At 41.5% G+C, this 24,664-nt stretch carries 19 protein-coding genes and 2 tRNA genes; 14 read left to right on the plus strand and 7 right to left on the minus strand.

All coding sequences use genetic code 11. The annotated features are described in order from the left end of the window. Nucleotides 1-6: 6 nt before the first annotated feature. Entirely contained in the window at nt 7-657 is a 651-nt protein-coding gene (locus Q0Z55_RS00265; protein WP_297422544.1) for a 50S ribosomal protein L11 methyltransferase, read from the plus strand. 6 nt (nt 658-663) lie between these two features. Here the strand turns inward: Q0Z55_RS00265 and Q0Z55_RS00270 are convergent, their stop codons facing one another. The 3 genes from Q0Z55_RS00270 to Q0Z55_RS00280 form a co-directional block, all read right to left on the minus strand. Then, nucleotides 664-1,092, minus strand: coding sequence for a hypothetical protein (locus Q0Z55_RS00270; protein WP_297422547.1), 429 nt, complete (start codon nt 1,090-1,092; stop codon nt 664-666). Nucleotides 1,093-1,183: 91 nt separating this feature from the next. Next, complete coding sequence (locus Q0Z55_RS00275) at nt 1,184-2,503, minus strand: MFS transporter (RefSeq protein ID WP_297422551.1); 1,320 nt, start codon at nt 2,501-2,503, stop codon at nt 1,184-1,186. Nucleotides 2,504-2,808: 305 nt separating this feature from the next. After that, nucleotides 2,809-4,638 carry a phosphoenolpyruvate carboxykinase (GTP) gene (locus Q0Z55_RS00280; RefSeq protein WP_297422554.1) on the minus strand — a complete coding sequence of 610 codons (1,830 nt, stop codon included), beginning with the start codon at nt 4,636-4,638 and terminating at the stop codon, nt 2,809-2,811. A 412-nt stretch (nt 4,639-5,050) separates the two neighbouring features. Between Q0Z55_RS00280 and Q0Z55_RS00285 the strand changes: the two genes are divergently transcribed. The 4 genes from Q0Z55_RS00285 to groL all read left to right on the plus strand — a co-directional run bounded on the left by Q0Z55_RS00285 (nt 5,051) and on the right by groL (nt 8,898). Beyond that, on the plus strand, nt 5,051-5,986 hold the full coding sequence (locus Q0Z55_RS00285; protein ID WP_297422558.1) for a diacylglycerol kinase family protein: 936 nt from the start codon (nt 5,051-5,053) through the stop codon (nt 5,984-5,986). After that, on the plus strand, nt 5,967-6,716 hold the full coding sequence (locus Q0Z55_RS00290) for a metallophosphoesterase (protein ID WP_297422559.1): 750 nt from the start codon (nt 5,967-5,969) through the stop codon (nt 6,714-6,716). Before Q0Z55_RS00285 ends, Q0Z55_RS00290 begins: the two co-directional genes overlap by 20 nt. A 205-nt stretch (nt 6,717-6,921) precedes the next feature. Continuing rightward, nucleotides 6,922-7,212 carry a co-chaperone GroES gene (locus Q0Z55_RS00295; protein ID WP_067729023.1) on the plus strand — a complete coding sequence of 97 codons (291 nt, stop codon included), beginning with the start codon at nt 6,922-6,924 and terminating at the stop codon, nt 7,210-7,212. Nucleotides 7,213-7,263: 51 nt separating this feature from the next. Next, a complete protein-coding gene (gene groL, locus Q0Z55_RS00300; protein WP_297422566.1) occupies nt 7,264-8,898 on the plus strand; it encodes a chaperonin GroEL in 1,635 nt (544 codons plus the stop codon). A gap of 53 nt (nt 8,899-8,951) precedes the next feature. Here the strand turns inward: groL and Q0Z55_RS00305 are convergent, their stop codons facing one another. Then, nucleotides 8,952-10,091: a glycerophosphodiester phosphodiesterase gene (locus tag Q0Z55_RS00305; RefSeq protein ID WP_297422569.1), complete on the minus strand. Its 1,140-nt coding sequence runs from the start codon at nt 10,089-10,091 to the stop codon at nt 8,952-8,954. A 194-nt stretch (nt 10,092-10,285) separates the two neighbouring features. Between Q0Z55_RS00305 and Q0Z55_RS00310 the strand changes: the two genes are divergently transcribed. From Q0Z55_RS00310 to Q0Z55_RS00320, 3 genes are all read left to right on the plus strand, one after another. Then, nucleotides 10,286-13,375, plus strand: coding sequence for a multidrug efflux RND transporter permease subunit (locus Q0Z55_RS00310; RefSeq protein ID WP_297422573.1), 3,090 nt, complete (start codon nt 10,286-10,288; stop codon nt 13,373-13,375). 108 nt (nt 13,376-13,483) lie between these two features. Further along, nucleotides 13,484-14,812 carry a magnesium transporter gene (gene mgtE / locus Q0Z55_RS00315; protein WP_297422576.1) on the plus strand — a complete coding sequence of 443 codons (1,329 nt, stop codon included), beginning with the start codon at nt 13,484-13,486 and terminating at the stop codon, nt 14,810-14,812. Between the two features lie 12 nt (nt 14,813-14,824). Further along, nucleotides 14,825-15,406 (plus strand): DUF4112 domain-containing protein, encoded by a 582-nt coding sequence (locus Q0Z55_RS00320; RefSeq protein ID WP_297422578.1) that lies wholly within the window; start codon nt 14,825-14,827, stop codon nt 15,404-15,406. A gap of 49 nt (nt 15,407-15,455) precedes the next feature. On the opposite strand, the gene htpX is transcribed toward Q0Z55_RS00320, so the two are convergent. Continuing rightward, nucleotides 15,456-16,361, minus strand: coding sequence for a protease HtpX (htpX, locus tag Q0Z55_RS00325; protein ID WP_297422581.1), 906 nt, complete (start codon nt 16,359-16,361; stop codon nt 15,456-15,458). Between the two features lie 120 nt (nt 16,362-16,481). Next, the gene (locus tag Q0Z55_RS00330; protein ID WP_297423236.1) at nt 16,482-17,327 is read right to left on the minus strand and encodes a lytic transglycosylase domain-containing protein; all 846 of its coding nucleotides are present in this window, start codon (nt 17,325-17,327) and stop codon (nt 16,482-16,484) included. Nucleotides 17,328-17,833: 506 nt separating this feature from the next. On the opposite strand from Q0Z55_RS00330, the gene ttcA reads away from it, so the two are divergent. Both ttcA and Q0Z55_RS00340 read left to right on the plus strand, forming a co-directional pair. Continuing rightward, complete coding sequence (gene ttcA, locus Q0Z55_RS00335) at nt 17,834-18,757, plus strand: tRNA 2-thiocytidine(32) synthetase TtcA (protein WP_297422583.1); 924 nt, start codon at nt 17,834-17,836, stop codon at nt 18,755-18,757. Between the two features lie 132 nt (nt 18,758-18,889). After that, nucleotides 18,890-19,273, plus strand: a complete 384-nt coding sequence (locus tag Q0Z55_RS00340) for an SCP2 sterol-binding domain-containing protein (RefSeq protein WP_297422585.1) — start codon at nt 18,890-18,892, stop codon at nt 19,271-19,273. A 52-nt stretch (nt 19,274-19,325) separates the two neighbouring features. Here the strand turns inward: Q0Z55_RS00340 and Q0Z55_RS00345 are convergent, their stop codons facing one another. Continuing rightward, complete coding sequence (locus Q0Z55_RS00345) at nt 19,326-20,438, minus strand: transglycosylase SLT domain-containing protein (RefSeq protein WP_297422587.1); 1,113 nt, start codon at nt 20,436-20,438, stop codon at nt 19,326-19,328. Nucleotides 20,439-20,797: 359 nt separating this feature from the next. Between Q0Z55_RS00345 and greB the strand changes: the two genes are divergently transcribed. From greB to Q0Z55_RS00365, 4 genes are all read left to right on the plus strand, one after another. Further along, on the plus strand, nt 20,798-21,283 hold the full coding sequence (gene greB, locus Q0Z55_RS00350; RefSeq protein ID WP_297422590.1) for a transcription elongation factor GreB: 486 nt from the start codon (nt 20,798-20,800) through the stop codon (nt 21,281-21,283). 97 nt (nt 21,284-21,380) lie between these two features. After that, nucleotides 21,381-21,471 (plus strand) — tRNA-Ser (locus Q0Z55_RS00355). A gap of 167 nt (nt 21,472-21,638) precedes the next feature. Next, a tRNA-Ser gene (locus Q0Z55_RS00360) sits at nt 21,639-21,729 on the plus strand. A 152-nt stretch (nt 21,730-21,881) separates the two neighbouring features. Next, nucleotides 21,882-24,647, plus strand: a complete 2,766-nt coding sequence (locus tag Q0Z55_RS00365) for a pitrilysin family protein (RefSeq protein WP_297422593.1) — start codon at nt 21,882-21,884, stop codon at nt 24,645-24,647. Nucleotides 24,648-24,664 lie beyond the last annotated feature (17 nt).

Here is a 24,664-nt window from a genome sequence, read left to right on the forward strand (position 1 = left end):
TTTGACATGAATCAAGCCCCAAAACACCTTCTTGAAGCCTTACATGCCGTGATTCCACAGTGTGAATTGCAAGCCCAACAATTGCCCAATACACCCATCTCGTTGTGGCTGATTCCACCGGTATTTCCAACAGACAAACTTGATGATGAGGTGATTCGACGGATTTGGAACGATACGCCATATTGGATTTTTTGTTGGGCCTCTGGTTTGGCAATGGCACAGTGGTTATTGGCAGAGCCTGATCATGTCAAAGATAAAGTGGTACTTGATTTTGGGGCAGGTTCAGGAGTGGTTGCAATTGCTGCAAAAATGGCAGGTGCAAAACGGGTAATTTGCTGTGATATTGATCAAATGAGCCTTGAGGCATGTCGTGCTAATGCCAAACTGAATGACGTTGAACTTGAGTACTTAGATGATTTGTATCAGGCTGAAAAAGTGGATGTGCTGCTAGCAGCCGATGTACTTTATGATCAGTGTAATCGCTTTTTCTTAGATGAATTTTTAAAATTTGCATCTGAAGTATGGGTTGCAGACAGCCGAGTCAAAAACTTTAGCCATCTGCAATACCAAAAGCTCGATGAACGTAGCGCCACCACATGGCCAGATTTAGATGAGTCACCTGAGTTTCGCAACGTCAGCTTTTATAAGACCTTATAAGCGTATTTAGCGCGTGCAGTTATAACGGACCACATGCAAGGTGCTTGGACGTGCTTCTAGCGCCTGTCGGGTGGCATAGTCTTGATCACTGTGTAAGTCTTTGGTGTTACTCAAACCAAAAGTGGTGCGTGTATTGCCAATTTGATGAGCATAGTTATCCTCTTGGTTTTGAGGATTGGCAATTTCTTGAATACTCAGGACTTTAATTTGATATTGTTGATTATGACCTAACACTTTTTGGCATGCTGCTTGTAGTTTATTGGCATCTAATTGCTGATTTTGACGCCCTGCTAGGGTATAACTCAACGTAGCAGTGTGATCGGTTTGAGATTCAATTTTGTATCCTGTTGAACCATTATAGTTTTGCGGCACGCTTTGACAAGCAGCAAGGGCAAGTAGGCCAGTCACTGCTAAAAATTTATAAATATTGTGCATATGTTATTCCATACTTAATCATGATTGGGCTAGTGCATCATAAAGAAAAAGCGCCATAAGGTGGCGCTTTTTTGCATTGAATTGACAGGCGTTAGTTGTCGGTAATCATGGAGTGCTTTTTGGTGTCTTTCATAAAAATATAAGTCACCAGTGAAATACCAATCATAAAAGTAATGTAGTAGAAGAAATAATGTTCATATCCGGCATTTTTAAAGCTCAAGGCAATCAGTTCTGCTGTACCGCCAAATAAGGTATTGGCAATGGCATACGGTAAAGCGACTCCAAGAGCACGAATATGTGCAGGGAATAGTTCAGCTTTAACCACGGCATTAATGGCGGTATAGCCTGAAACAATCAACATACCACTCATACACAACATAAATGCAGTAAATACACTGGAGGTATTGGCAAGCCCATTAAAAATAGGAATGGTAAAGGCTACACCTAGTACCCCAAAGGCAATCATAATCGGTTTACGACCAATACGGTCGGACAAGGCACCAATGACGGGTTGAATCAGCATAAAAATAAAAATTGCCGCCGTGGTGATCTCAGTCGCGGTGGTTTTTTCAAAGCCTGAAGTGTTGACCAAATATTTTTGTAAATAGGTGGTAAAGGTATTAAAGGCAAGCGTACCGCCTGCGGTCAATAAAATCACCGTAAATGCCGCTTTAGGATGCTTGGTAAACAATTCGAGCGCACTTGATTTTGGCCCACCCTCAGCGGCTTGTTTTTGTGCTTGTTTAGAGGATTCACTTTCGACCAAACCACGACGAATCCAAAACACCACCACTGCTAATATTGCACCAATAAAAAACGGAATACGCCAGCCCCAGTCACTTAAAGCAGCTTCACTCATGCTACGTTGTAAGATAATCAAGGTACATAGCGCCAAAAGCTGACCAGAAATTAAGGTGACATATTGAAAGCTTGAAAAAAATCCACGGTTATTTTTACCTGCCATTTCACTTAAATATGTGGCACTCGAGCCGTATTCGCCCCCAACACTTAAACCTTGTAATAAACGTGCCAGCAATAAAATGGCAGGAGCAAGCATGCCAGCGCTGTCATAGGTTGGTGCACAGGCAATCATCAATGAACCTAAACACATTAAAGATACTGACAGGGATAAACCTGCTTTTCGTCCTTTACGGTCGGCATAAATGCCCATGATCCAAGCCCCAATTGGACGCATTAAAAAGCCTAAGGCAAACACTGCAGCTGCTTGTAATAATTTAACCGTGTCATCGCCTTCGGGGAAAAAACGTGGTGCAAAATATAAAGTGAAAGCGGCATACACATACCAGTCGTACCATTCAACTAAATTGCCTGCAGAACCACCAATAATGGATTTAACCCGTGTTTTGCGATCAATAGTAACAGGTGTTGAATCGGGCGTAGCTTGGCTCATAGATTCTCCTCAACGCTTAAAATGAAGGGTCTGTCCCTGATACGACCCGTCTTGAAATTATTATGTTGTCATAGAATTATTGTGCTGATGATAAAAACAGGGCATCAGTTAAAAATCAGCTTAAACCTTAAATTGAAATCAATAAAATGATTAAAATTGAGTAAAAGCCTAAGTTTTATTGTCTTTATTCATCAGGTGGTATCGTTTTAGCGCAGCTGAGGATCGATCTTAAATTTTTTGGCTTATTTTAGTGCAGCCATAAAAAAAGGCCGCTTACGCGACCTTTTTTGCAATTCAATATGCGATTAAGCAGATTTAACCGCAGCAATCAATTCTGCTTGACGCGCTTTTAACGCTTCAGGCATACGATCACCTAATTTTTCAAACAATTCAGTGTGGCTTTCAAGTTCTTTGATCCATTGATCTTTGTCTTGAGACGTCACAAGATCAAACTGTTCTTTAGTGAAGTCAGAACCCGTCCAGTTTAACTGTTCGTAGGTTGGAACTAAACCAATTGGGGTTTCAACAGCAGTTGCACGACCTTCACAACGGTCAATGATCCACTCAAGAACACGCATGTTTTGACCGAAACCAGGCCATACGAAGTTGCCTTCAGCATCGCGACGGAACCAGTTTACATTGTAGATACCAGGAAGTTTGTTGCCAGCCGCTTCAGCTTTAGCAGCAACTTTCTCGCCCATTTCTAACCAATGTGTGAAGTAATCTGCCATGTTGTAACCCGCAAATGGAAGCATTGCGAATGGGTCACGACGTACCACACCTTGTTGACCAACAGCAGCAGCAGTGGTTTCAGAACCCATGGTTGCAGCTTTATAAACACCGTCAACCCAGTCAAACGCTTCTGAGATTAAAGGCACTGTGTCTGCACGGCGACCACCGAAGATGAACGCAGAAATTGGAACACCTGCTGGATTTTCCCAGTCAGCATCAATTGAAGGGCATTGACCCGCAGCAACTGTGAAGCGTGCATTTGGATGTGCTGCTTTTTCTTCACCAGTATGTGGTTGACCTTTCCAGTTGGTCAGATTCGCAGGCGCTTCTTTGGTCAGACCTTCCCACCATACTTCGCCGTTGTCTGTTACAGCAACGTTGGTATAGATTACGTCTTTATGAAGCGTTGCCATACAGTTCGGATTGGTCTTGGTATTTGTACCAGGCGCTACACCGAAGAAACCAGCTTCAGGGTTGATAGCATATAAGCGACCATCTTCACCTGGTTTGATCCAAGCAATATCATCACCTACAGTTTCAATTTTCCAACCTTCGTAGCCTGCTGGTGGAATCAACATAGCGAAGTTTGTTTTACCACATGCAGATGGGAATGCCGCTGCGATGTAGTGTTTTTCGCCTTGTGGGTTTGTTACGCCAAGGATCAGCATGTGTTCAGCTAACCAACCTTGCTCACGACCCATGTAAGATGCAATACGTAATGCTAGGCATTTTTTACCCAACAATGCGTTACCGCCGTAACCTGAACCGTAAGACCAGATTTCACGCGTTTCTGGGTAATGCACGATCCATTTTTCTGGGTTACAAGGCCAAGCAACGTCTTTTTGACCTTCTTCCAAAGGTGCACCAACAGTGTGTACACATGGAACGTAATCGCCATCTGTACCAAGAACGTCGTAAACCGCTTTACCCATACGTGCCATTTTAGACATGCTTACAGCCACGTAAGGAGAGTCAGTTAACTCGATACCAATATGCGCAATATGAGAACCTAAAGGACCCATAGAGAAAGGTACAACGTACAAAGTACGACCTTTCATTGAACCGTCAAATAAACCGTTAAGACGCGCACGCATTTCAGCTGGAGCTTCCCAGTTGTTAGTTGCGCCGGCATCTTCTTTGTTTTCTGAACAGATGTAAGTACGACCTTCAACACGAGCAACGTCAGAAGGGTCAGAGTTTGCAAGGTAAGAACCAGGGTGTGTTTCTTGGTTAAGTGCTTGCATGGTGCCGTTAGCGATCATCAAGTCGATATAACGTTGATACTCTTCTGGGCTACCGTCACACCATTCGATTTTTGCAGGTTTGGTTAATTGTGCAATTTCTTCTACCCATGCAATAAGCTTAGGGTGACGAACGAATGCTGGTGCGTTCACTTGGGTCATGGTGAGGCCTATCTCAAATATGTACAAAGTGTACAAAAAGTACAGTTCGAATCTGTGTTAGCACACAAATTGAACTCAATATGAAAAAAAGTGGCGCTATTAAAGCACAAAACGGCGAAAAAAATAAGACTAAAGCATAGACCTGAAATATTTTGCATATCAAAGATTTTCTGAGTAATTACTTTAAAAAACAATTGCTTACAATTTCAATCTCGATAATGAACATGAATTTTACTTTTTTATGCTTAGTATTTATTTAGATTATTTAATTTAAAAACAATAACTTACAATCATTTATTTAATCAATTTCATGATTGATTAAATAAATGATGCTGATTTGAATTTTACATAAAGGCGCTTTTTTTTAAGCTCTAATTGCTTAAAAGTGAAGCAAAAATGTATGGAAAAACCAATGCCAGAGCCTAGCGTACCACTTTCGATTATCTATAATCCTAAGTCAGGCTTTCATGCCAACCACCAAGATGCAATCTATGAAGAAGTGATAAGTTTATGGTCAAAAGCCGGTTTTAATATTCAAAGTTTTGCTATGGATCATGAGGTGGATTTTAAACAGCTTATGGCACAAGTGTTAAGCCGCCATGAAAGCATGCCACATGGCGTAGTGGTTGCAGCAGGGGGCGATGGCACTTTAAATGCCGTGGCGTCTTGTCTGCTTCATACCTCAATTCCGATGGGTATTTTGCCTTTAGGTACCTTTAATTATATTGCGCGTGTATTAAATATTCCTTTGGATTTAATGGCAGCAGCTCAAGTGATTGCCCAAGGTCAGATCAGTCAAGTACATGTGGCACGCGTGAATCACCATATCTATTTAAATAATGCAAGTTTAGGTCTATATCCGTTATTTATTCAACAACGTGAACGCTATAACCGCGTGTTAGGACGCTTTACCATTCACGCTTATACATCAGGCTTAGATGTATTGCTACGCCATCACAAAGAACTAAAACTTGAGGTTGAAGTGGATGGGCTACGTTATCCTGTTAAAACACCACTGGTATTTTTTGGCAATAATCAATTACAACTCAAAGAACTCAAATTAAAAATTGCTCAAGACGCGGCTAAAGGCAAAGTGGCAGGCGTGGTGGTGGCCAAAACTGATAAGCTCACTTTGTTTAAAATGCTGTGGCAATTGATGCGTGGTCAATTGGAACAAACCCCAGATGTATATAGTTTTGCGGCCGATGAAGTCAAAATTCATAGTCGGGCAAAAACATTAAGCCTTGCCATTGATGGGGAGTTAGTACAGGTTAAACCGCCTTTAACGATTAGTGTTGAGCGATCTGCTTTAAATGTGGTGGTGCCGTATGCTAGTACATCTGTCTGATTTACATTTTGGTACCGAACAACTCGCTTGTATGCAGGCGATTGGGCAATTTTGTGCCGAACATGATATCCAAGCAGTAGTGGTGAGTGGTGATTTAACTCAACGCGCACGTTTAAGAGAGTTTTATGCCTGTAAACAATTTTTAGACAGTTTAAATCTGCCTTATTTAGTCGTGCCGGGTAACCATGATATTCCTTTGTATGCACTGTGGCGGCGTGTATTTACTCCGTTTTATGGTTATCAATTATTTTTTGGCAGTTTAGAGCGTGATTTAGAAACCGAAGATTTTTATATTTTGGGGGTGAATAGTATTCGTCGGCGTTATCACACCAAAGGTCATATTTCACTTGAGCAAATTGAACGTATTGACCAAAAATTACAAGCCGCACCAAGCAACAAATATAAGATACTGTTGGCGCATCAGCCATTTTATATTCCTGCGCATCAGTATGGTCAAAAAGACTGTCCTATGTTGGCAAAAATTGCCTTACAACGCTGGAGTCAAAATGGGTTAAATGCCATTTTGCATGGTCATTTGCATCAAAGCGCTGTAGACGACTTAAACCAAGTCTATGACCTTAAAGTTAAACAGCCCATTTTGGCGGTACAAGCCGGTACAGCGATTTCTCATCGTTTACATGCAGGACGTCCTAATAGTTTTAATACCATTCATTTAGATGGCCAAGTAAAGCATTATTATTTTGATACAGTGCTGCAATGTTTTAGGTAAGGGCCGCCAAATCGTGCAAATATCAATCATTTAGACTTAAAGATTAAAAAATAAGCAAAAAAATGCATTTTTTTTAAATTTTGCCCTTGAAGCGTTTTTTTCCATCCCCACAACTGAGTCATAGATTTTACTGACGTTGACTGAAGGAACATAAAAGTCGAAGTTGGCGTCCTTTTACTTTAAGACTTATTTGATGGAGTTTTCTATGAGCAACATTCGTCCATTACATGACCGCGTAGTAATCCGTCGTGTTGAAGAAGAAACAAAAACAGCTGGTGGTATTTTACTTCCAGGTTCTGCAGCAGAAAAGCCGGCGCAAGGCGAAATCATTGCTGTAGGTAATGGTCAAATCACAGACAATGGCGTACGCGCTTTAGATGTAAAAGTTGGTGATAAAGTATTGTTTGGTACATATGCAGGTACAACTGTAAAAGTTGACGGCGAAGAGCTTCTAATCATGAAAGAATCTGACATTCTTGCAGTACTTGAAGCGTAATTTGTCTTTTTAATTCATCTTAATAATTTTTAAAATATTTGGAGTTAAAACATGTCAGCTAAAGACGTAAAATTTGGTGATTCAGCGCGTTCAAAAATGATCGCAGGTGTTAACGTTCTTGCAGATGCGGTAAAAGTAACATTGGGTCCTAAAGGCCGTAACGTGGTGATTGACCGTTCTTTTGGCGCACCGCACATCACTAAAGATGGTGTGACTGTAGCCAAAGAAATTTCACTTAAAGATAAGTTTGAGAACATGGGTGCTCAACTTGTACGTGAAGTGTCTTCAAAAACCAACGACATCGCAGGTGACGGTACAACAACAGCAACTGTATTGGCGCAAGCGATCTTAAACGAAGGCATTAAGTCTGTGACTGCGGGTATGAACCCAATGGACTTAAAACGTGGTATTGACCTTGCGGTTAAAACTTTAGTGTCTGAAATTAAAGCCACAGCACAACCGGCATCTGACTCTAAAGCCATTGAGCAAGTCGGTTCGATCTCTGCAAACTCTGACACCACTGTAGGTAAACTCATTGCTCAAGCGATGGAAAAAGTGGGCAAAGAAGGCGTGATCACCGTTGAAGAAGGTTCGGGCTTTGAAGATGCTTTAGACGTCGTTGAAGGTATGCAGTTTGACCGTGGTTATATCTCACCATACTTTGCTAACAAACAAGACACGCTAACGGCTGAACTTGAAAACCCGTTCATCCTTCTTGTAGACAAAAAAGTCAGCAACATTCGTGAATTGATTACTGTGCTTGAAGCGGTTGCGAAAACAGGTAAGCCACTTTTAATTATTGCTGAAGATGTTGAAGGCGAAGCGCTTGCAACTTTAGTTGTCAACAACATGCGTGGCATCATCAAAGTATGTGCAGTTAAAGCACCTGGTTTTGGTGATCGTCGTAAAGCAATGTTACAAGATATCGCAATCTTAACTGGCGGTACGGTAATTTCTGAAGAAATTGGCATGCAGTTAGACCAAACTTCACTTGAGCACCTAGGTACAGCGCACAAAATCACTGTGTCTAAAGAAAACACTGTGATTGTAGATGGTGCAGGCGATGCCACTCAAATCGCTGAGCGTGTGACTCAAATCCGTGCTCAAATTGAAGAATCTACCTCTGAATACGACAAAGAAAAACTTCAAGAACGCGTTGCTAAATTAGCAGGCGGTGTTGCTGTCATTAAAATTGGTGCTGCAACTGAAGTTGAAATGAAAGAGAAGAAAGACCGTGTAGACGATGCGCTTCATGCAACGCGTGCTGCGGTTGAAGAAGGTGTTGTTGCAGGTGGTGGTGTTGCACTGGTACGTGCGGCTAAAGCACTTGACGGTGTAGCAGGTGCCAACGATGATCAAAACGTAGGTATTAATATCTTACGCCGTGCGATTGAAGCACCACTTCGTCAAATCGTATCTAACGCAGGTGATGAGCCATCTGTAGTGATTAATGCTGTGAAAAATGGTGAAGGTAACTTCGGTTATAACGCAGCAACTGGCGAATATGGCGACATGCTTGAAATGGGTATCTTAGATCCTGCAAAAGTAACCCGTTCGGCTCTTGAGCATGCTGCATCTGTAGCGGGCTTAATGTTGACCACTGAATGCATGATCACAGACATTCCAGAAGACAAACCAGCAATGCCTGATATGGGCGGCATGGGTGGTATGGGCGGCATGATGTAATCATCGCTCATTCAAAAAAAATCCCCGCTTTGTGCGGGGATTTTTTTTAAGGGTTATTTTGCTTGTTGTGCTAAAAATAAATCTGCTGCTTTACGACCAAGCGCAGGATCGTCGGTAAATACACCATCCACACCAGCTTTAAAGAACAGTTCAAATTCTTTTAAAGCACCCGCTTCACAATATTCAGCAGGATCGTTACTGCAATCTAAATAGTCAGGTAAGAAACTATTTTCTGAGCGTAGTGTGTATGGATGCACTTTAAGCCCATATTGATGCGCGTCTTGTACAAAAGAGGTCGGGGTGGCAGGTTGTGTATTGGGTAAAATGTAAGTTTTGCTTGGGCCAACACCATCGGCATAACTTGCTACAAATTTTAAACCTTCAGGAGTGGCTAAATCGCCATAGGTATTGGGAATGTTATTTAACACGTAATCGGCAGGTTGGGTGTTTTTATCACTATAGAGTTGTACGATTTTGGCATGTTTTAAGCTTTTTAAACGCTCAAGCTGTGCATCTAAATATTGTAAATTACTCACTTCAAAAGACTGTAAATATACAGGCGCAATGTCACGGGTATATTCATATTTGGCTAAGGTTTTGAGCAAAGTATCTTCCATGCTTAAATCTAAACTTGCAAAATAACTTGGATGTTTGGTTTCAATATACAAGCCAATGATTTTGCCAGTTTTACGGTAGTGTGCATCGGCAAGTTCAATAATTTCTTCTAAAGTTGGAATATCATAGACATCATTATATTGGGTATTGTTAGGGCGTAAATCAGGAATACGCTCACGTGCTTTGAGTTGTTTGAGTTCATTTAAATTAAAGTCTTCGGTAAACCAACCGCTATAGCTCACCCCATCAATGACTTTGGTCTGCTCACGATCAGCAAATTGAGTCAATGTACTGATATTAGAAGTTTCTTTGATTTCACTTTCATGGCGTGCCACCAAATAACCATCTTTGGTCGGGACTAAATCCGGTTCAATAAAATCAGCACCATCATCAATGGCTTTTTGATACGCCGCTAAGGTATGTTCAGGGCGTGTACCACTGGCACCACGATGCCCGACAATCAATAATTGAGGCGCTTGATACTGCGGTGCTGCACTTGTATTCACTGAAGTGTTGTCGTCATCGTTACAGCCTGCAAGTAAGGCCAAAGATAAACATAGGGTGGTTCTTTTTAGCATGACTAGCTCATTGTTATTAAAACTTGATGATGAAAGCTTTAGTTTTAACTGTGATGACAAAACACACATCTTCATAATTTCTTCATATTTGTATCAAGCATGCGATTTTGCTTGTATTTTATGCATGCCTCACACAATATTTATTCTCATTTACAGCTTCTTTTGTGCCTCAATGTGCACCATGTAGACACTTCATGCTATCTAGATTTTTTATTGAACGACCCATTTTTGCAGGAGTACTGGCCATCATTGTGATGGCATTTGGTCTTTTTGCAATGATGAACCTACCCATCGAGCGTTATCCTGATATTGCGCCGCCACGGATTACCGTGGCCACCACCTATAGTGGTGCTTCGGCAGAAACGGTGGAAGAAAGCGTTACCCAAGTTTTAGAGCAGCAAATTAAAGGCCTAGATAATTTGCTGTATTTTAGTTCAAGCAGTGATTCATCAGGACGTGCCCGAATTAGTATTAGTTTTAATAATGGCACCGACCCTGATACTGCCCAAGTGCAAGTACAAAATGCCATTAATGGCGCACTCAACCGTTTGCCTGAAGACGTGAAACGCCAAGGCGTGAATGTATTTAAATCTTTAGGCGATACCCATATGGTGATTGGCTTATATGATGAAACAGGCAAAAGTAGCACCATTGCCTTATCGGATTATATGCTCACCCATTTAGAGCAAGAATTGGCGCGTGTTGAGGGCGTCGGTGAGGTGGATGTTTTTGGCTCACAATATGCCATGCGCATTTGGCTGAATCCACAAAAGCTGAAGCAATATAAACTCATGCCAAGTGATGTACGTGCTGCGGTTGAAGCACAAAATACCCAAGTGGCGGCCGGTGCAATTGGTGAGTTGCCTACAGCCACTGAACAGTATTTAAATGCCAAAGTCACCTCAGGCAGTCGTTTACGTACCACACAAGAATTTGAAAATATTATTTTAAAATCCAGTAATAGTGGAGACTTTGTTTATTTAAAAGATGTAGCACGTGTTGAGCTTGGGGCAGAAAATTACCAATCCTACAACACTATTAATGGTTATCCATCTTCAGGCATGGGGATTTCTTTATCATCTGGTGCCAACGCCATTGCCACAGCAGAATTGATTGATCAACAAATTGAGCGCTTAAGAAAACAATTGCCTGAAGGCTATAACATTGTTTATCCACGGGATAACACGCCATTTGTCAAAGAATCCATGAAAGAGGTGGTGAAAACCTTAATCGAGGCGATCATGTTGGTGGTGATCGTGATGTTCTTGTTCTTACAAAATTGGCGCGCCACTTTGGTGCCGACCATTACCGTACCAGTGGTGATTTTAGGCACGCTTGCGATTTTATATGTGCTGGGCATGAGCATCAACACCTTAACCTTATTTGCCCTAGTGTTGGCGATTGGTTTGTTGGTGGATGACGCCATTGTGGTGGTTGAAAACGTTGAACGTTTAATGCATGAACAAGGCATGTCAGCCAAACAAGCTGCAATTGAATCTATGCAAGAAATCAGTGGGGCTTTGGTGGGCATTACGTTGGTACTCACCGCGGTGTTTATCCCAATGGCATTCTTTGGTGGATCAACCGGTGTCATCTACCGTCAGTTCTCGATCACTTTAGTGGCGGCCATGAGCTTGTCTTTGTTGGTGGCACTGATTTTAACGCCTGCGTTATGTGCCTTAATTTTAAAACCTAACGTCAGACAAGCCAAATGGGCCATGTGGTTTAATACCCAGCTTGAGCGTATTAAACAGCAGTATTTAAAACTGACTCACCTCACTATTCAACATAAGCTGATTACCTTAGTGATATTTTGCGGCTTGATTGCCGTATTTGCTTTGTTTTATCGTGGTTTGGCAACGAGTTTTATTCCTAGCGAAGATCAAGGCATTTTAAGTGTGCAGCTGAAATTACAAGAAGGTGCACCGTTGTCTAAAACCCGTGAAGTGGGTGAGGAAATTCGTGAATATTTCTTAACGCAAGAAAAAGACAATGTAAATTTAGTCATGCTGCGTTATGGACGCAATTTTTCAGGCTCGGGGCAGCACCTAGCCCAAGGTTTTATTGCCTTAAAACATTGGGATGCGCGCCAAGGTCAAGCCAATAGCGCACAAGCGATTCGTGAGCGAGCACTTGCTCATTTTAGACAGCATCCAAATGCGCAAATTAGTATGATGCTACCACCATCGGTCAATGGTTTAGGTCAAACCGATGGTTTAAGTTTTTGGCTGCGCGATGTAGAAGGGCAAGGTCGCCATGCTTTAGAGGCGCAATTTGATCAACTGCAACACACCGCCCAAAACTACGACAGTTTTGAAAATTTAGGTAAAAAATCCAATCCTGAAAAAGCTGAACTCAAAGTAACCATTGACCAAAAGCAAGCCATGGCGGCAGGTTTGACGCAAAATGCCATCAATTCGACTTTGTCGGCCGCATGGGGTGGTAACTATATTAATGACTTTATTGATCGTGGTCGGATTAAACGCGTGATTATGCAAGGCGATGCCGAATTTCGTGCCACACCTGAAGATTTAGCCGAATGGTCGGTTAGAAACAGTAGTAATGAAATGGTGCCTTTTAACCAATTTTCAACACTAGCTTGGACGGGTGGTCCTGAGGTGGTCAATCGTTATATGGGCTATAGCGCCTTGGAAATGGAAGCCGATACTGCAAAAAACAGTACCACGGGTCAAGCTATGCAAGATATTCAAAACTTGATTGATCAAGCAACGGGCGTGGACTTGTCATGGAGCGGTTTAGCCTTTGAAGAACAACGCTCAAGCAATCAAGCTTTATGGCTGTATTTAATCTCGATTGGCTTTATTTTCTTATGTTTAGCTGCGTTATATGAAAGTTGGTCTATTCCTGCTGCTGTAATGACAGCCATTCCATTAGGCATTGGTGGCAATATTATATTTAGCTATTTTGCCGGCTTTCCCAATGATATTTACTTCCAAATTGCCCTACTCACCACTATTGGTTTGTCATGTAAAAATGCGATTTTAATTGCTGAATTTGCAGCTTTGGCACAAAGTCGTGGTGTTGCGGTGATTGAAGCCGCCATAGAAGGGGCAAGTTTGCGCTTACGTCCAATCTTAATGACTTCGTTGGCGTTTGGTGCCGGCATTGTGCCGTTAGTGTTGGCAAGTGGTGCAGGAGCCGCGAGCCGCCAAGAGATTGGTACTAGCGTATTGGGTGGCGTGATTTTTGGTACGCTGTTGGTGCTGATCTTTATTCCATTTATGTATGTCTTGATTCGTGGTGAAAAGCGCGCTCAGTCATAAGCAATTTTAGATTGAATCAAGGGATGCTCAGGCATCCCTTTTTTATGGCTATCTAAGCGCTTTAAAATCTGTTTGAATCACAGACATCATATAAATTAAACAACAATAATGATGCACCTAAATACATTACGTGACTATATCAGCGGCAAGGATTGGCACGCGCTTGAACAATTTATTGCGCAACAACCGATGCAACGTATGGCGGACAGCGCCAATACTTTACACATACATGAACAAGTACAAATGCTGACACATATTGCTCAAGCAGGTCGATTATTTGAGCATTTATCACCTGCCACGCAGTTACAATTGGCGCAGCACCTGAGCATAGAACACCTTGCAGCGCTGATGACGCAGATGCATTCTGATGATCGTACCGATTTTTATCAATGCCTTGTGCCCAAAGTTCAACAACAATTGCTGCAAGCATTGCCTGAGGCGATGACACGACAATTGTGTCAACTGGCGGCGTATGCACAAAACTCAGCTGGTGCCATCATGAGCTCAGATTTTGTCACGCTGGATCCCCAAAGCAGCTTGGCAGATGCCATTGAAACTTTAAGACACCTTGCATGGGATCGGGAAACCTTATATTTGGTGTATGTGGTAGACGATGCACAACGTTTAATTGGTGTGATCTCGTTGCGGCAAATCATCCAAGCTGACCCACAATGCAGGGTCGCTCAAGTGATGCAGCGTGAATTAATCACCGCTTATGTAGATGATGATCAAGAGCATGTTGCAAGCGTGTTGGCACATTATGATTTTTTGGCCTTGCCGATTATTGATACTCAACAGCGCCTTGTGGGTATTGTCACTTATGATGATGCCATGGATGTGATTCGCGCTGAAACCGATGAAGATTTTTTAAAAGGTAGTGCAGTACAGACTCAAGGCAGTTTGAGTTTAAAACAGGCTTCTATCTTTAGCTTATATAAAAAGCGCGTCTTTTGGTTGGTGATTTTGGTGTTTGGTAGCCTCTTGTCTGGGATGGGCATTGCCCACTTTGAAGACATTATTGCTACACATATTGTATTGGTGTTTTTTCTACCCTTGTTGGTGGGTAGTGGGGGAAATGCAGGTTCACAATCGGCAACTCTGATGGTACGCGCTTTAGCCACAGGCGATGTAGAATTAAAAGATTGGTTGGGTTTACTAGGGCGTGAAACCCTAGTGGCGCTGTGCTTGGGTACCACCATGGCTGTGGCGGTGTCAATTTTAGGTTATATTCGGGGGGATATCATGGTGGCAGTGGTATTGGCTTTGAGTATGTTGGGCATTGTGCTGTTAGGTGCATTAATAGGCATGAGTTTGCCGTTTGTTTTAAATCGACTCAAGCTTGATCCGGCAAGTGCCTCTGGACCACTGGTCACCTCGATTTGCGATGCAACAGGTGTCGTGGTGTATTTATTTATTGCGTCACGGCTTTTATTTTAATTGAAGGTAAGCATGTCAAAATCTCCACTGCACTCCAAAATGTCACGCCAAGAGGTGATTCGCTTGGAACGTGATTTAGCAAAATTTGCCAATATGATGGATTCGGTGGTGCGTATTCCATTTACCAAACAAGGCGTAGGTGCCGATGCTGCTTTAAGCACAGTACCAATTGCAGGCGATCTAGCCGGTTTTGCACTCACATGTTATGCCATATATAAAGCGCGACAATTGGGCGTGCCACAACAAAAACTCAATCCGGTGATTCAATTGGCACTCATGGATGCTGTGGTTGGCTTTATTCCGGTCGCTGGCACAATTTTTGATGTGTTTATTCGACCGAGTAAAAAAGCGCTTGCCGTGGTGCATCAGCATATTCAAGACGAATATGACATTCAAAGCGACTATCATATTGTGCACCCATTTTTACATGAAGAATTAGAAAAAAAGCAGCAAAACTCACGCTTTTGGCGCAATCCTGTGGTGGCTTGGCTGTGGGTGCATATTCCAGATCTATTGGGGGTTGTATTTTTAGTGATATTTGCAATAGCGCTGTACTTTGGCGTGATATGGATGCTTGACTTTTTTCAGATATAAAAAAGCCCCCTAGAGAGGAGGCTTTTATTGGTGTGGCATTAGCGCTTCATTATGGGCAATCAAGTTGCTGTAGCGCGGCGACACGTTGTTCAATGCTTGGGTGAGTCTGGAACAATGCAGCTAAGCTAAAACCTTGTTCTTGACCTGCTGAAATCGAAAATGCTTTCATTTCTTTTGGCATTTGATCGGGTATTTCAGTTTCGGCTTGTAAACGCAATAATGCAGAGATCATGGCTTGTTTACCGGCTAAACGTGCACCTGCCTCATCGGCACGGTATTCACGGTAGCGTGAGAACCACATTACGATAGCAGAGGCTAAAATACCAAAGACAATATCTAAAACAATGGTAATGGCAAAATAAGCTAAACCCGGTGCTTCGCCTTCTTCACGACCAAAGACATTGCGGTCAATAAAATCACCTACAATACGTGCAAAGAACATTACAAAGGCGTTGACCACACCTTGCACAAGCGCAAGGGTCACCATATCGCCGTTTGCCACGTGACCGATTTCATGGGCCAGTACAGCACGTAATTCATCTTTATTCATGCGCTCAAGTAAACCGGTAGACACGGCAACTAAAGCATCATTTTTATTCCAACCTGTTGCAAAGGCATTGGATTGGTAAGATGGAAAAATACCGACCTCTGGCATGCTAATTCCGGCACGCTGAGACAGTTGTGCAACCTCTTGTAATAACCAAGCTTCAGCTTGATTGCGAGGCGCATTAGGGTCAATCAGTTCTGTACCTGTGGTTTTCTTTGCCATCCATTTTGACATGAGCAAAGAAATGATCGAACCGACCATACCAAACACAAAACAGATCACCAACAGGTTGCCTAGATTTAAGCCACCCGCGCCATGGTAACTACCGACACCGAAGAGTGACAAAATAATGCCAGCTACAACCAGTACCGCGAGGTTGGTTAGCAAGAACAAACCAATCCGCATCATTGAGAAAATCCTCTTATGGTAAAAATATCATCTGATTTACGAATCGAAATCTTAGTCAATATGCGGTGAATGGCACTAAAATTCAAGAAAAAATAACCAAACTTCAGTAAAAAACTCGGATTAATCTGTGATGGTAATGGAAGCCGATGCCGTAGCATGACCTGTGCTATATGAACCACGTACCGGACGGTCGGTATAGCTGCCATCGGCTAAGCGAATCACTTCACGGCTATACGTTGGTGTTGTAACCGTAGCACTCTGATTGGATTGGGCAATTAAAGTTGCACCGGCTGGAACATTGTTGGTGCTGGTCGCGCTTAAGCTGGCATTGTTGCTAGAAGCAATTCCAAGACCACCAGCATAGAGGTTTTGATAACGGCTGTGTACGCGGCGCACATAATCTTGGGTTTCGCGAAAAGGCGGAATGCCGCCATATTTTTGCACATTGCCTTCACCTGCGTTATAGCCAGCTAAAGCCAATGAGGTATTGCCGTTAAAGCGTTTCAGTAGCCAAGCCAAATATTTGGCACCCGCCATAATGTTTTGCTGTGGGTCATAGGCATTGGACACATTAAAACGCCGTGCAGTGGCGGGCATCAATTGCATTAAGCCTTGAGCACCTACAGGTGAGCGTGCATGTACATTAAAACCAGATTCGGTATGCATCACCGCTTTAATTAAGCCGGCCGATACACCATAAGTTTGTGCTGCTTGTTGAATAATGCCATCAAAGGCATTTTTATTACGACTTTGACTGGGTGCCACAGCCGCTTCAGTTGAGCCATAGTTACGATATTGGTGAATATTACTTTCTGGATAATAGGTCTTTTTTTCGACCTTAAGATCGCTATATTTACTGTGTTTATTGGTCAGTAAGGTTGTGCCGTTATGATCTTTAAGTTGATAAAGCGTTTCCCCTGCAAAACTTAAAGTACTTAAACACAATGTACCCACAGCGGTACACATCGCCCAAATGGTGAAGTCGATTTTCATTGTAGTAATTTAAAATCTGTCCCCAAACAGTGATCTTTAGTTTAACAAAAAAAAAGGATTAAGAAAGTGATGCATTGCTTAATTATTAACATGCTTTAAAAACAACAATAAAAAATTGCACAAAAAAATCCATTTTTTTTTATTTACTGTTGCTTGACTTATATAAGTTGTTGATTAAAAACAAATATAAAATTGATCAAAAAATGATCAATTTAAATAAAACCCTTGGCCTGTGGGAAAGAGACCGTGTCAAGTCATAGAGAATCCACAAAGTTATCCACAGCTTTTGTGGAAAACTATTTAAAAGGCCATTAGCGGCCAAAAAGACTGTATTTTCGCTTATTGCTATTTTATCAAGTATTTAAAGTCAAAAGGATGACAGCGCCGCCATTTGGGCAGAATTTACATTCTTTTGCTGCGCTTTTGCTGTGAATCGGCTAAAATTCCGCGTTATTTGTATTTATGGGTTAATCTCGTCTATGTTCTCGCCAGTTGAGTCCAACCAAGGCTTTAATTTTAAGCCAGAACTCCCAACCAGCTCTGCCTACTATCGTCTTTTAAAAAAATTACGCCGCCAAGTCGGTCATGCAATTCGTGATTTTAAAATGATCGAAGATGGCGACAAAGTCATGGTGTGTATTTCAGGTGGTAAAGACAGTTATACCTTGCTTGATATTTTGTTGCAGTTTAAGCGTATCGCACCGATTAACTTTGATGTGATTGCGGTCAACCTTGACCAAAAGCAACCGGGTTTCCCAGAAGATGTATTGCCGCGTTATTTAGAAGAAAATAACATTCCGTATTATATTTTAGAAAAAGACACCTATAGCATCACCAAAAAATTAACGCCGGAAGGTAAAACCTATTGCGCAGTGTGTTCACGTTTACGCCGCGGCTCTTTATATGGTTTTGCACAAGAAATCGGTGCAACCAAAGTGGCATTGGGGCATCACCGTGATGATATTTTAGCCACCTTCTTCTTAAATCTTTTCCATGGCGGTAGCTTAAAAGCCATGCCACCAAAACTTTTATCTTCAGATAAAAAGAATATCTTGATTCGTCCATTGGCTTATGTGGAAGAAAAAGACATTATTAAATATGCAGAAATGCGTCAGTTCCCAATTATTCCGTGTAACTTATGTGGTTCACAAGAGAACTTACAACGCGCTATGCTTAATGACATGTTACGTCAATGGGATAAAGAGCATCCAAAACGTTTGCACAGCATTTTTGGTGCCTTACAAAACGTTTCTCCTTCACAACTGGCCGATCGCGAATTATTTGACTTTGAAGCTCTAGACAGTCAACGCGAATTTGACTTTAAAGGCTCGTGTAGCGTTGATGAAACTGAAGGTGCAAGTAAGCGCATTAACATGGTGAATTTAGGCTTTGCCGCTGAATAAACTTATGTAGTGAATCAATAGGTGTCTTGTAGGCACCTATTTTTTTATGTTAAAAGCATGGGTCAACACTTAGATTACATGCTATAAAAGACCCCATAACTTGAGCGATAACAGCAAAATTGAGGATAAAACATGCCAGCGTTTTTAACAGATGATTGGTTTACAAAAGTAGCAGAACTAACCGCACAAGCCGGTGATTTAAATTTACCCCCAGCATTAAATGCACTTGCGATTAATTTAATTGTCACCGATGCAGCACATCAAATTGAGCTTGCTTTGGCCAGTGGTAAATTGCAAAAAGGTCTTGCTGAACATGCCAAAACCACTTTAACTATGGACGCTGAGACCTTACGTAAAGTATTTTTAGAATATGATATGACTGCAGCGATGCAAGCCTTTATGACTGGCAAAATTAAAGTCCAAGGTGATATGTCGCAATTAATGTCATTACAAACCGCTAAAGCCAGTGCTGAACAAAAAGCGTTGTTTAAAAATATTTTGGCAGTCACCGAATAAAAGTCTTGGTACCATAAAAAAAGCTTAACCTTAAAGGTTAAGCTTTTTTTATTTAAATACTCACCAATTGCGGTGTGGTTTTAATATGCTCTAAATAAGCACGAATACGCGTTACATATTGTACGGCTTGACGGTAACGACCATTGCTGGCTTTGTTACGCTCAAGATAGGCATAGAGGTGCACCCAATTGTTGGGATCTTTACCTTGTGCTTTAATTTTTTTCTGAATGCCACTGACTGCACCCGGCCCCATATTATACGCCACTAAGGCATACCAATTCCGATCAGGAAAAGGAATATGAGAATAACGCGATAACATCTGATCATAATACTTCGCACCGCCTTGGATGCTTTGCTGAGGATCAGTACGGTTGCTTACACCCATGGCTTTAGCAGTATTGTTGGTCAGCATCATTAAACCGCGCACACCTGTAGGCGATACAGAATTGGGTTTCAAATAAGACTCTTGATAGCCAATTGCGGCCAATAAATGCCAATCTAAATCATACTGTTTTGCAGTTTGCTTAAAATTGGTTTTATAAATCGGCATACGATTTTTTAAATCGCGCTGAACGACTTGCCATGTTTCAGGCTTCACCACATGTCGGTTATAAAAAGACGCCAACTGACGTACAGAACCGCTTTGTTTGGCACGACAGACAAAACCATTGGCTGTTTCAGACAAAGGATCATCGGCATGTTTAAATACCCAATTTAAGTCGGTATTTAAACCATTGGTTTTGAGGCTGCTTAAATCACCACAACTGGCAGAAAAAGCGGTCAGATTTTTTTGCTCAATGCTGGGTAGGCTGGCTGTGGTCATGGCAAAATTTGCTTTACCTTGTGCAACCCATTTCAGTGCGGTGGCATTGTCATTCACCACTTTAAAATCAAGTTTGACATTCAGGCTATTGGCATAGTTACGCACTAAATCATAGCCAAAACCATGTAAGTGACGACCATCTTCAAACACGGTGGTAGGATTCGCCACACTCACCACGGTGAGTTTTTTTTGGCCGATCACTTGATCATATTGATTGGCTTTACTGGCATTAATACTGTGAAATGGAATGATGGCTGTGGCAAGTGCTAAAACTTTAACTGGAAGAGAAGAAGTAACAGATTTAAGGCTAAGCCTCGCGCCTGAAGTTGAACTACTGTGCATGTTGTCTCCGCTACAAGTAATTTATGCCCGTCAAGTCAAAGCAGTGCTTTTACCTGTTCAAGAGTGATAAATTCAATTCGGGGTGGGCATTCATGAACGTCATTCAAAATGACATGGACAAAGTGGAAGAAGAGCTATAAAAACTACAATGATTAAAAAACAGACAAGAACTAAACATGGCGGCATAATAAAGGCGAAAATTTAGCTTGTCAAATTTTGTGCAAAAAATAAATAACAAAATATTTTTAACTTATTGATTTATTTTAAAATAAAAAAATATATTTTGACAACTAATCGTTTTTTGTTATAAGCGATTTAAAAATGTTTTAAATTTAGACAAATTTAATTGCGCAATTGCTATGAAATCAAACCTAATTACCCGTAGTGGACATGACAAATTGGTCGCTGAATTACAGCGTTTATGGCATACCGAACGGCCAGAAATTACTCAAAAAGTGAATTGGGCAGCCAGTCTTGGCGACCGCAGTGAAAATGCCGATTACCAATATAATAAACAAATTTTACGTAAGATTGATCGCCGTGTGCGCTATTTAGGTAAGCGTTTAGAAGAACTCAAGATTATTGATTTTTCTGAGCAGCAATTGGGTCGAGTTTATTTTGGCGCATGGGTTGAGATTGAAAATGATGCAGGTGAAACCAAACGCTTGCGCATTGTTGGGGTAGATGAAATTTATGACCATCATCCGCAACATATTTCCATTGATTCACCTATGGCACGCGCGTTATTGGGCAAAGCAGTAGATGATGAGGTCAGTGTGGAGACACCATTGGGTAAAAAGATCTGCTATATCAACAAAATTGACTATGAAAGACCTGAAAATTAAAGTTTTTTACAAAAATGCAGTTATTTTGTGCAAATAATTCAAAAAATGCTGAAAAATATTTGCCAAGTGTCATAAATCTTTATATGATAGCGGCCATGGAAGCGTGGCAGAGCGGTTTAATGCACCGGTCTTGAAAACCGACGAGGGCTTATACCCCTCCGTGAGTTCGAATCTCACCGCTTCCGCCAAATTCAAAAAACCTCTGATTATATCAGAGGTTTTTTTATGCCCGTAATATTTAAAACCGTCTAAGAAATCAAATGCTTATTTTTATTAAGCTGTTTGCTTTATTTTTCAGCAAAAGCCTAAAAAAATATTTGCCAAGTGTTGTAAATGTTTATATGATAGCGGCCATGGAAGCGTGGCAGAGCGGTTTAATGCACCGGTCTTGAAAACCGACGAGGGCTTATACCCCTCCGTGAGTTCGAATCTCACCGCTTCCGCCAAATTCAAAAAACCCTGATCATTGATCAGGGTTTTTTTATGCTTAAATAGTTAGCGATGACATAGACAAAGCCTTGTAATTGTGAATAATTATCATTACTTTTTATTTAACTCAAGTATCACAATTCATGTTTATAATGCTTAGGTCTTTATTATGTTAATGCGTGTTCAAAAACTATCGCTGTGTTTATGGTTGATGGCAGGCAGTATGACGGTTGGGGCAACACCCATTTTGCTACATTCAGCGCATAACATCGAAGAATATCAACTTAAAAATGGCATGCGCATTATTCTTGCCAATAATCCCAAAGAAAGCCGTACTTATATCAATACCATTTACTTAACAGGCTCATTAAATGACCCACAGGGCAAAGGTGGTTTAGCACATTTGCTTGAACATTTGGCTTTCAATAAAGGCACCAAAGCGATCTTTGGTGACGAGTTTCAACGTCGTTTAAGTCAATACACTTTATCTAATAATGCCAGTACCAGTTATTATTCTACTCAATATAGCAATGTGGTGCGGGCAGAACAAAAAGCCATTAATGAAATCTTGCATTTAGAAGCACAGCGTATGCATGCGCTGGATTTAAAAGCCGATTTAATTAGCGGTGAAATCGATATTGTTAAACGTGAGCGCGAAGTACGTTTAGATCAACCGATGTCGGTACTGATGGATCAAATGGTTAAAGCTGCCTATGGTAATCAACATTTAGGCCGTTTACCGATTGGCGATGTGCACGAGCTTGAGTCAATTCAACTTCAAGATTTACAAGATTATTATCAAAAATGGTATGCACCCAATAATGCTGTATTGGTGATGACGGGTAAATTTGATAAAACTTCCGTTTTAAAACAGATTGATCGTGAGTTTAGTGCGATTGCTCAGCGTACACTACCTCAAGCGACTGCCAAAACTGAATTTGATATCAGTCAATTAAAGCAACGCCAATTTCATGTGGCCAAAGGCAGTGATTATTTAAAGCTTAACTTTTATATGCAGCCTAAACACTCGGCGTTAACCGATGCGATGACCTTTGCCCCTTATTTATACAGTTTGGAGCCGACAGGTAAGCTGTATGTGCCTTTGGTGGAGTCAGGCATTGCCACAGGTGTGATGGCATTGGATGCCTCCGATCAAGAGCGTAATATTGCAGTCATGGCCGCAGTGTATTCACCCCAACATGATGCCAAAGCCATTAATGATGCTTTAATTGAGCAAGTGGAAATCTCTAAGCCCAATTTTAGCCCTGCCGAAGTCACACGCATTCAAAACATGCAAAAAAATGGCATGGAAAATGCGCTGAAAAGTTCAGCCAGTATGATGAGTATTTTAACGCATTATGTGGTCAATCGTGAGGGGCAATGGCAAGCCTATTTTAGCGACCATGAGCGTTTGCAACGATTAGATGCAGCAAAAATTAACCACACTTTACAGCAATTTTTAAACCCACAATATCGTATTAGTGCCACGGTTGAACCTACCCCTGAACAAGACAAAAAAGCGGCTACACTCGCTACAGCAGCGCCAAGTAAAACCTTAGATCAGCAAAGTGTGGTTGTACCCGCGTTTAAAGAGGTCAAGAGCTATCAAACTGAAGTCAAAAGCTATGTGAAAAGTGCTAAAACTAAGCTACAGCAAGTTGAGCAAAAAATTCAACGTGGCACTTTAGACAATGGCGTGAAATACGCGCTGTTTCCAACCACCACGCGAGATGATAAAACCTATGCCACCATTTCAATTGATTTTGGTAGTAATGAGAGTTTGTTTAAGCGCCGTGAATTGGTGGGATTAACGGCTTATTTGGTACTGCGTGGCTCAGAGCAATATGAACGTCAGCAACTGATTGATGAATCTATTCGGGTTAGTGGTAATGCTCAAGTGTCAAGCAGCACCAACAGCTTTACTATTCAAGTATCTGCCAAAAAAGAGCATTTTGCGGAATACTTTAAATTTATCTTAGATAATTTAAAACAGCCTAAATTTGAAGACAAAGAATTTGAGTTGATTCGCAATCAAACCTTAGCCGCATTAGATCGCCCTTATACCGAACCTGACACAGTCATGGGCTTTAAATTGGCAGAAATTTTAGAGCAGTATCAACCGGGAGATTTTTTATATCGTTTTGATCCTGAGTTAAGCAAAGCTGATTTAAAACGTGCCACTAATGCCGATATTCAAGCTTTTTACCAACAGTTTTTTAATTTAAAGCATGCACAAGTGGCAGTCACGGGTGACTTTAAAGCGCCACTCATGCTTAATGTTTTGCAAAAAGAGTTAGGGAATTGGCCCGGAACAACACAATTCGAGCGCATTTTACCTACCTATAAAGCTTATCCAGCACGACAACATCATGTGTTTGCAGAACCGCGTGAATTTGGCAGTTATACGGCACTACTGACGCTGCCGGTCAGCAGTGAAGATCACGATGCGCCTGCACTGAGCGTCCTCAATCATATTTTAGGTGGTTCACAGCTATCGTCACGTTTGGCCAAAGAGCTACGTGAGAAAAATGGTTTGGTCTATGGTTTTAGCAGTCGTTTAACTACCCATCGGGATGTGAAATCGGGTGCTTTGAGTATTTCAGCCAATTACTCAGCTGGCAAATCTCAGCAGGTGTCGCAAGCGGTACAGCAAGTGCTGCAAGTCTTGATTGACAAAGGCGTGACCGAACAAGAGTTAGAAGAAGCCAAAGCCGCACTCTTAAAGCGTCGTGTGACCAATTTAGAAGATGAACGTAACATTCATCGTATGCTGACCAATCAGCTGCAATATAACGAAACCATGCAAAGTCGTGCTGCGCGTGACCAAGCATTTGCAAAACTCACCACCCAAGACTTACACCGTGTCATTCAAACCTATATCAAGCCTGAACAACTGATTGAAGTGATGGCAGATCAATATGGGCAAAAACCATAGTAAGCGCTATAAAAAAG

Origin of the sequence: uncultured Acinetobacter sp. (assembly GCF_947626835.1) — a bacterium.
Classification (GTDB): Bacteria; Pseudomonadota; Gammaproteobacteria; order Pseudomonadales; family Moraxellaceae; genus Acinetobacter.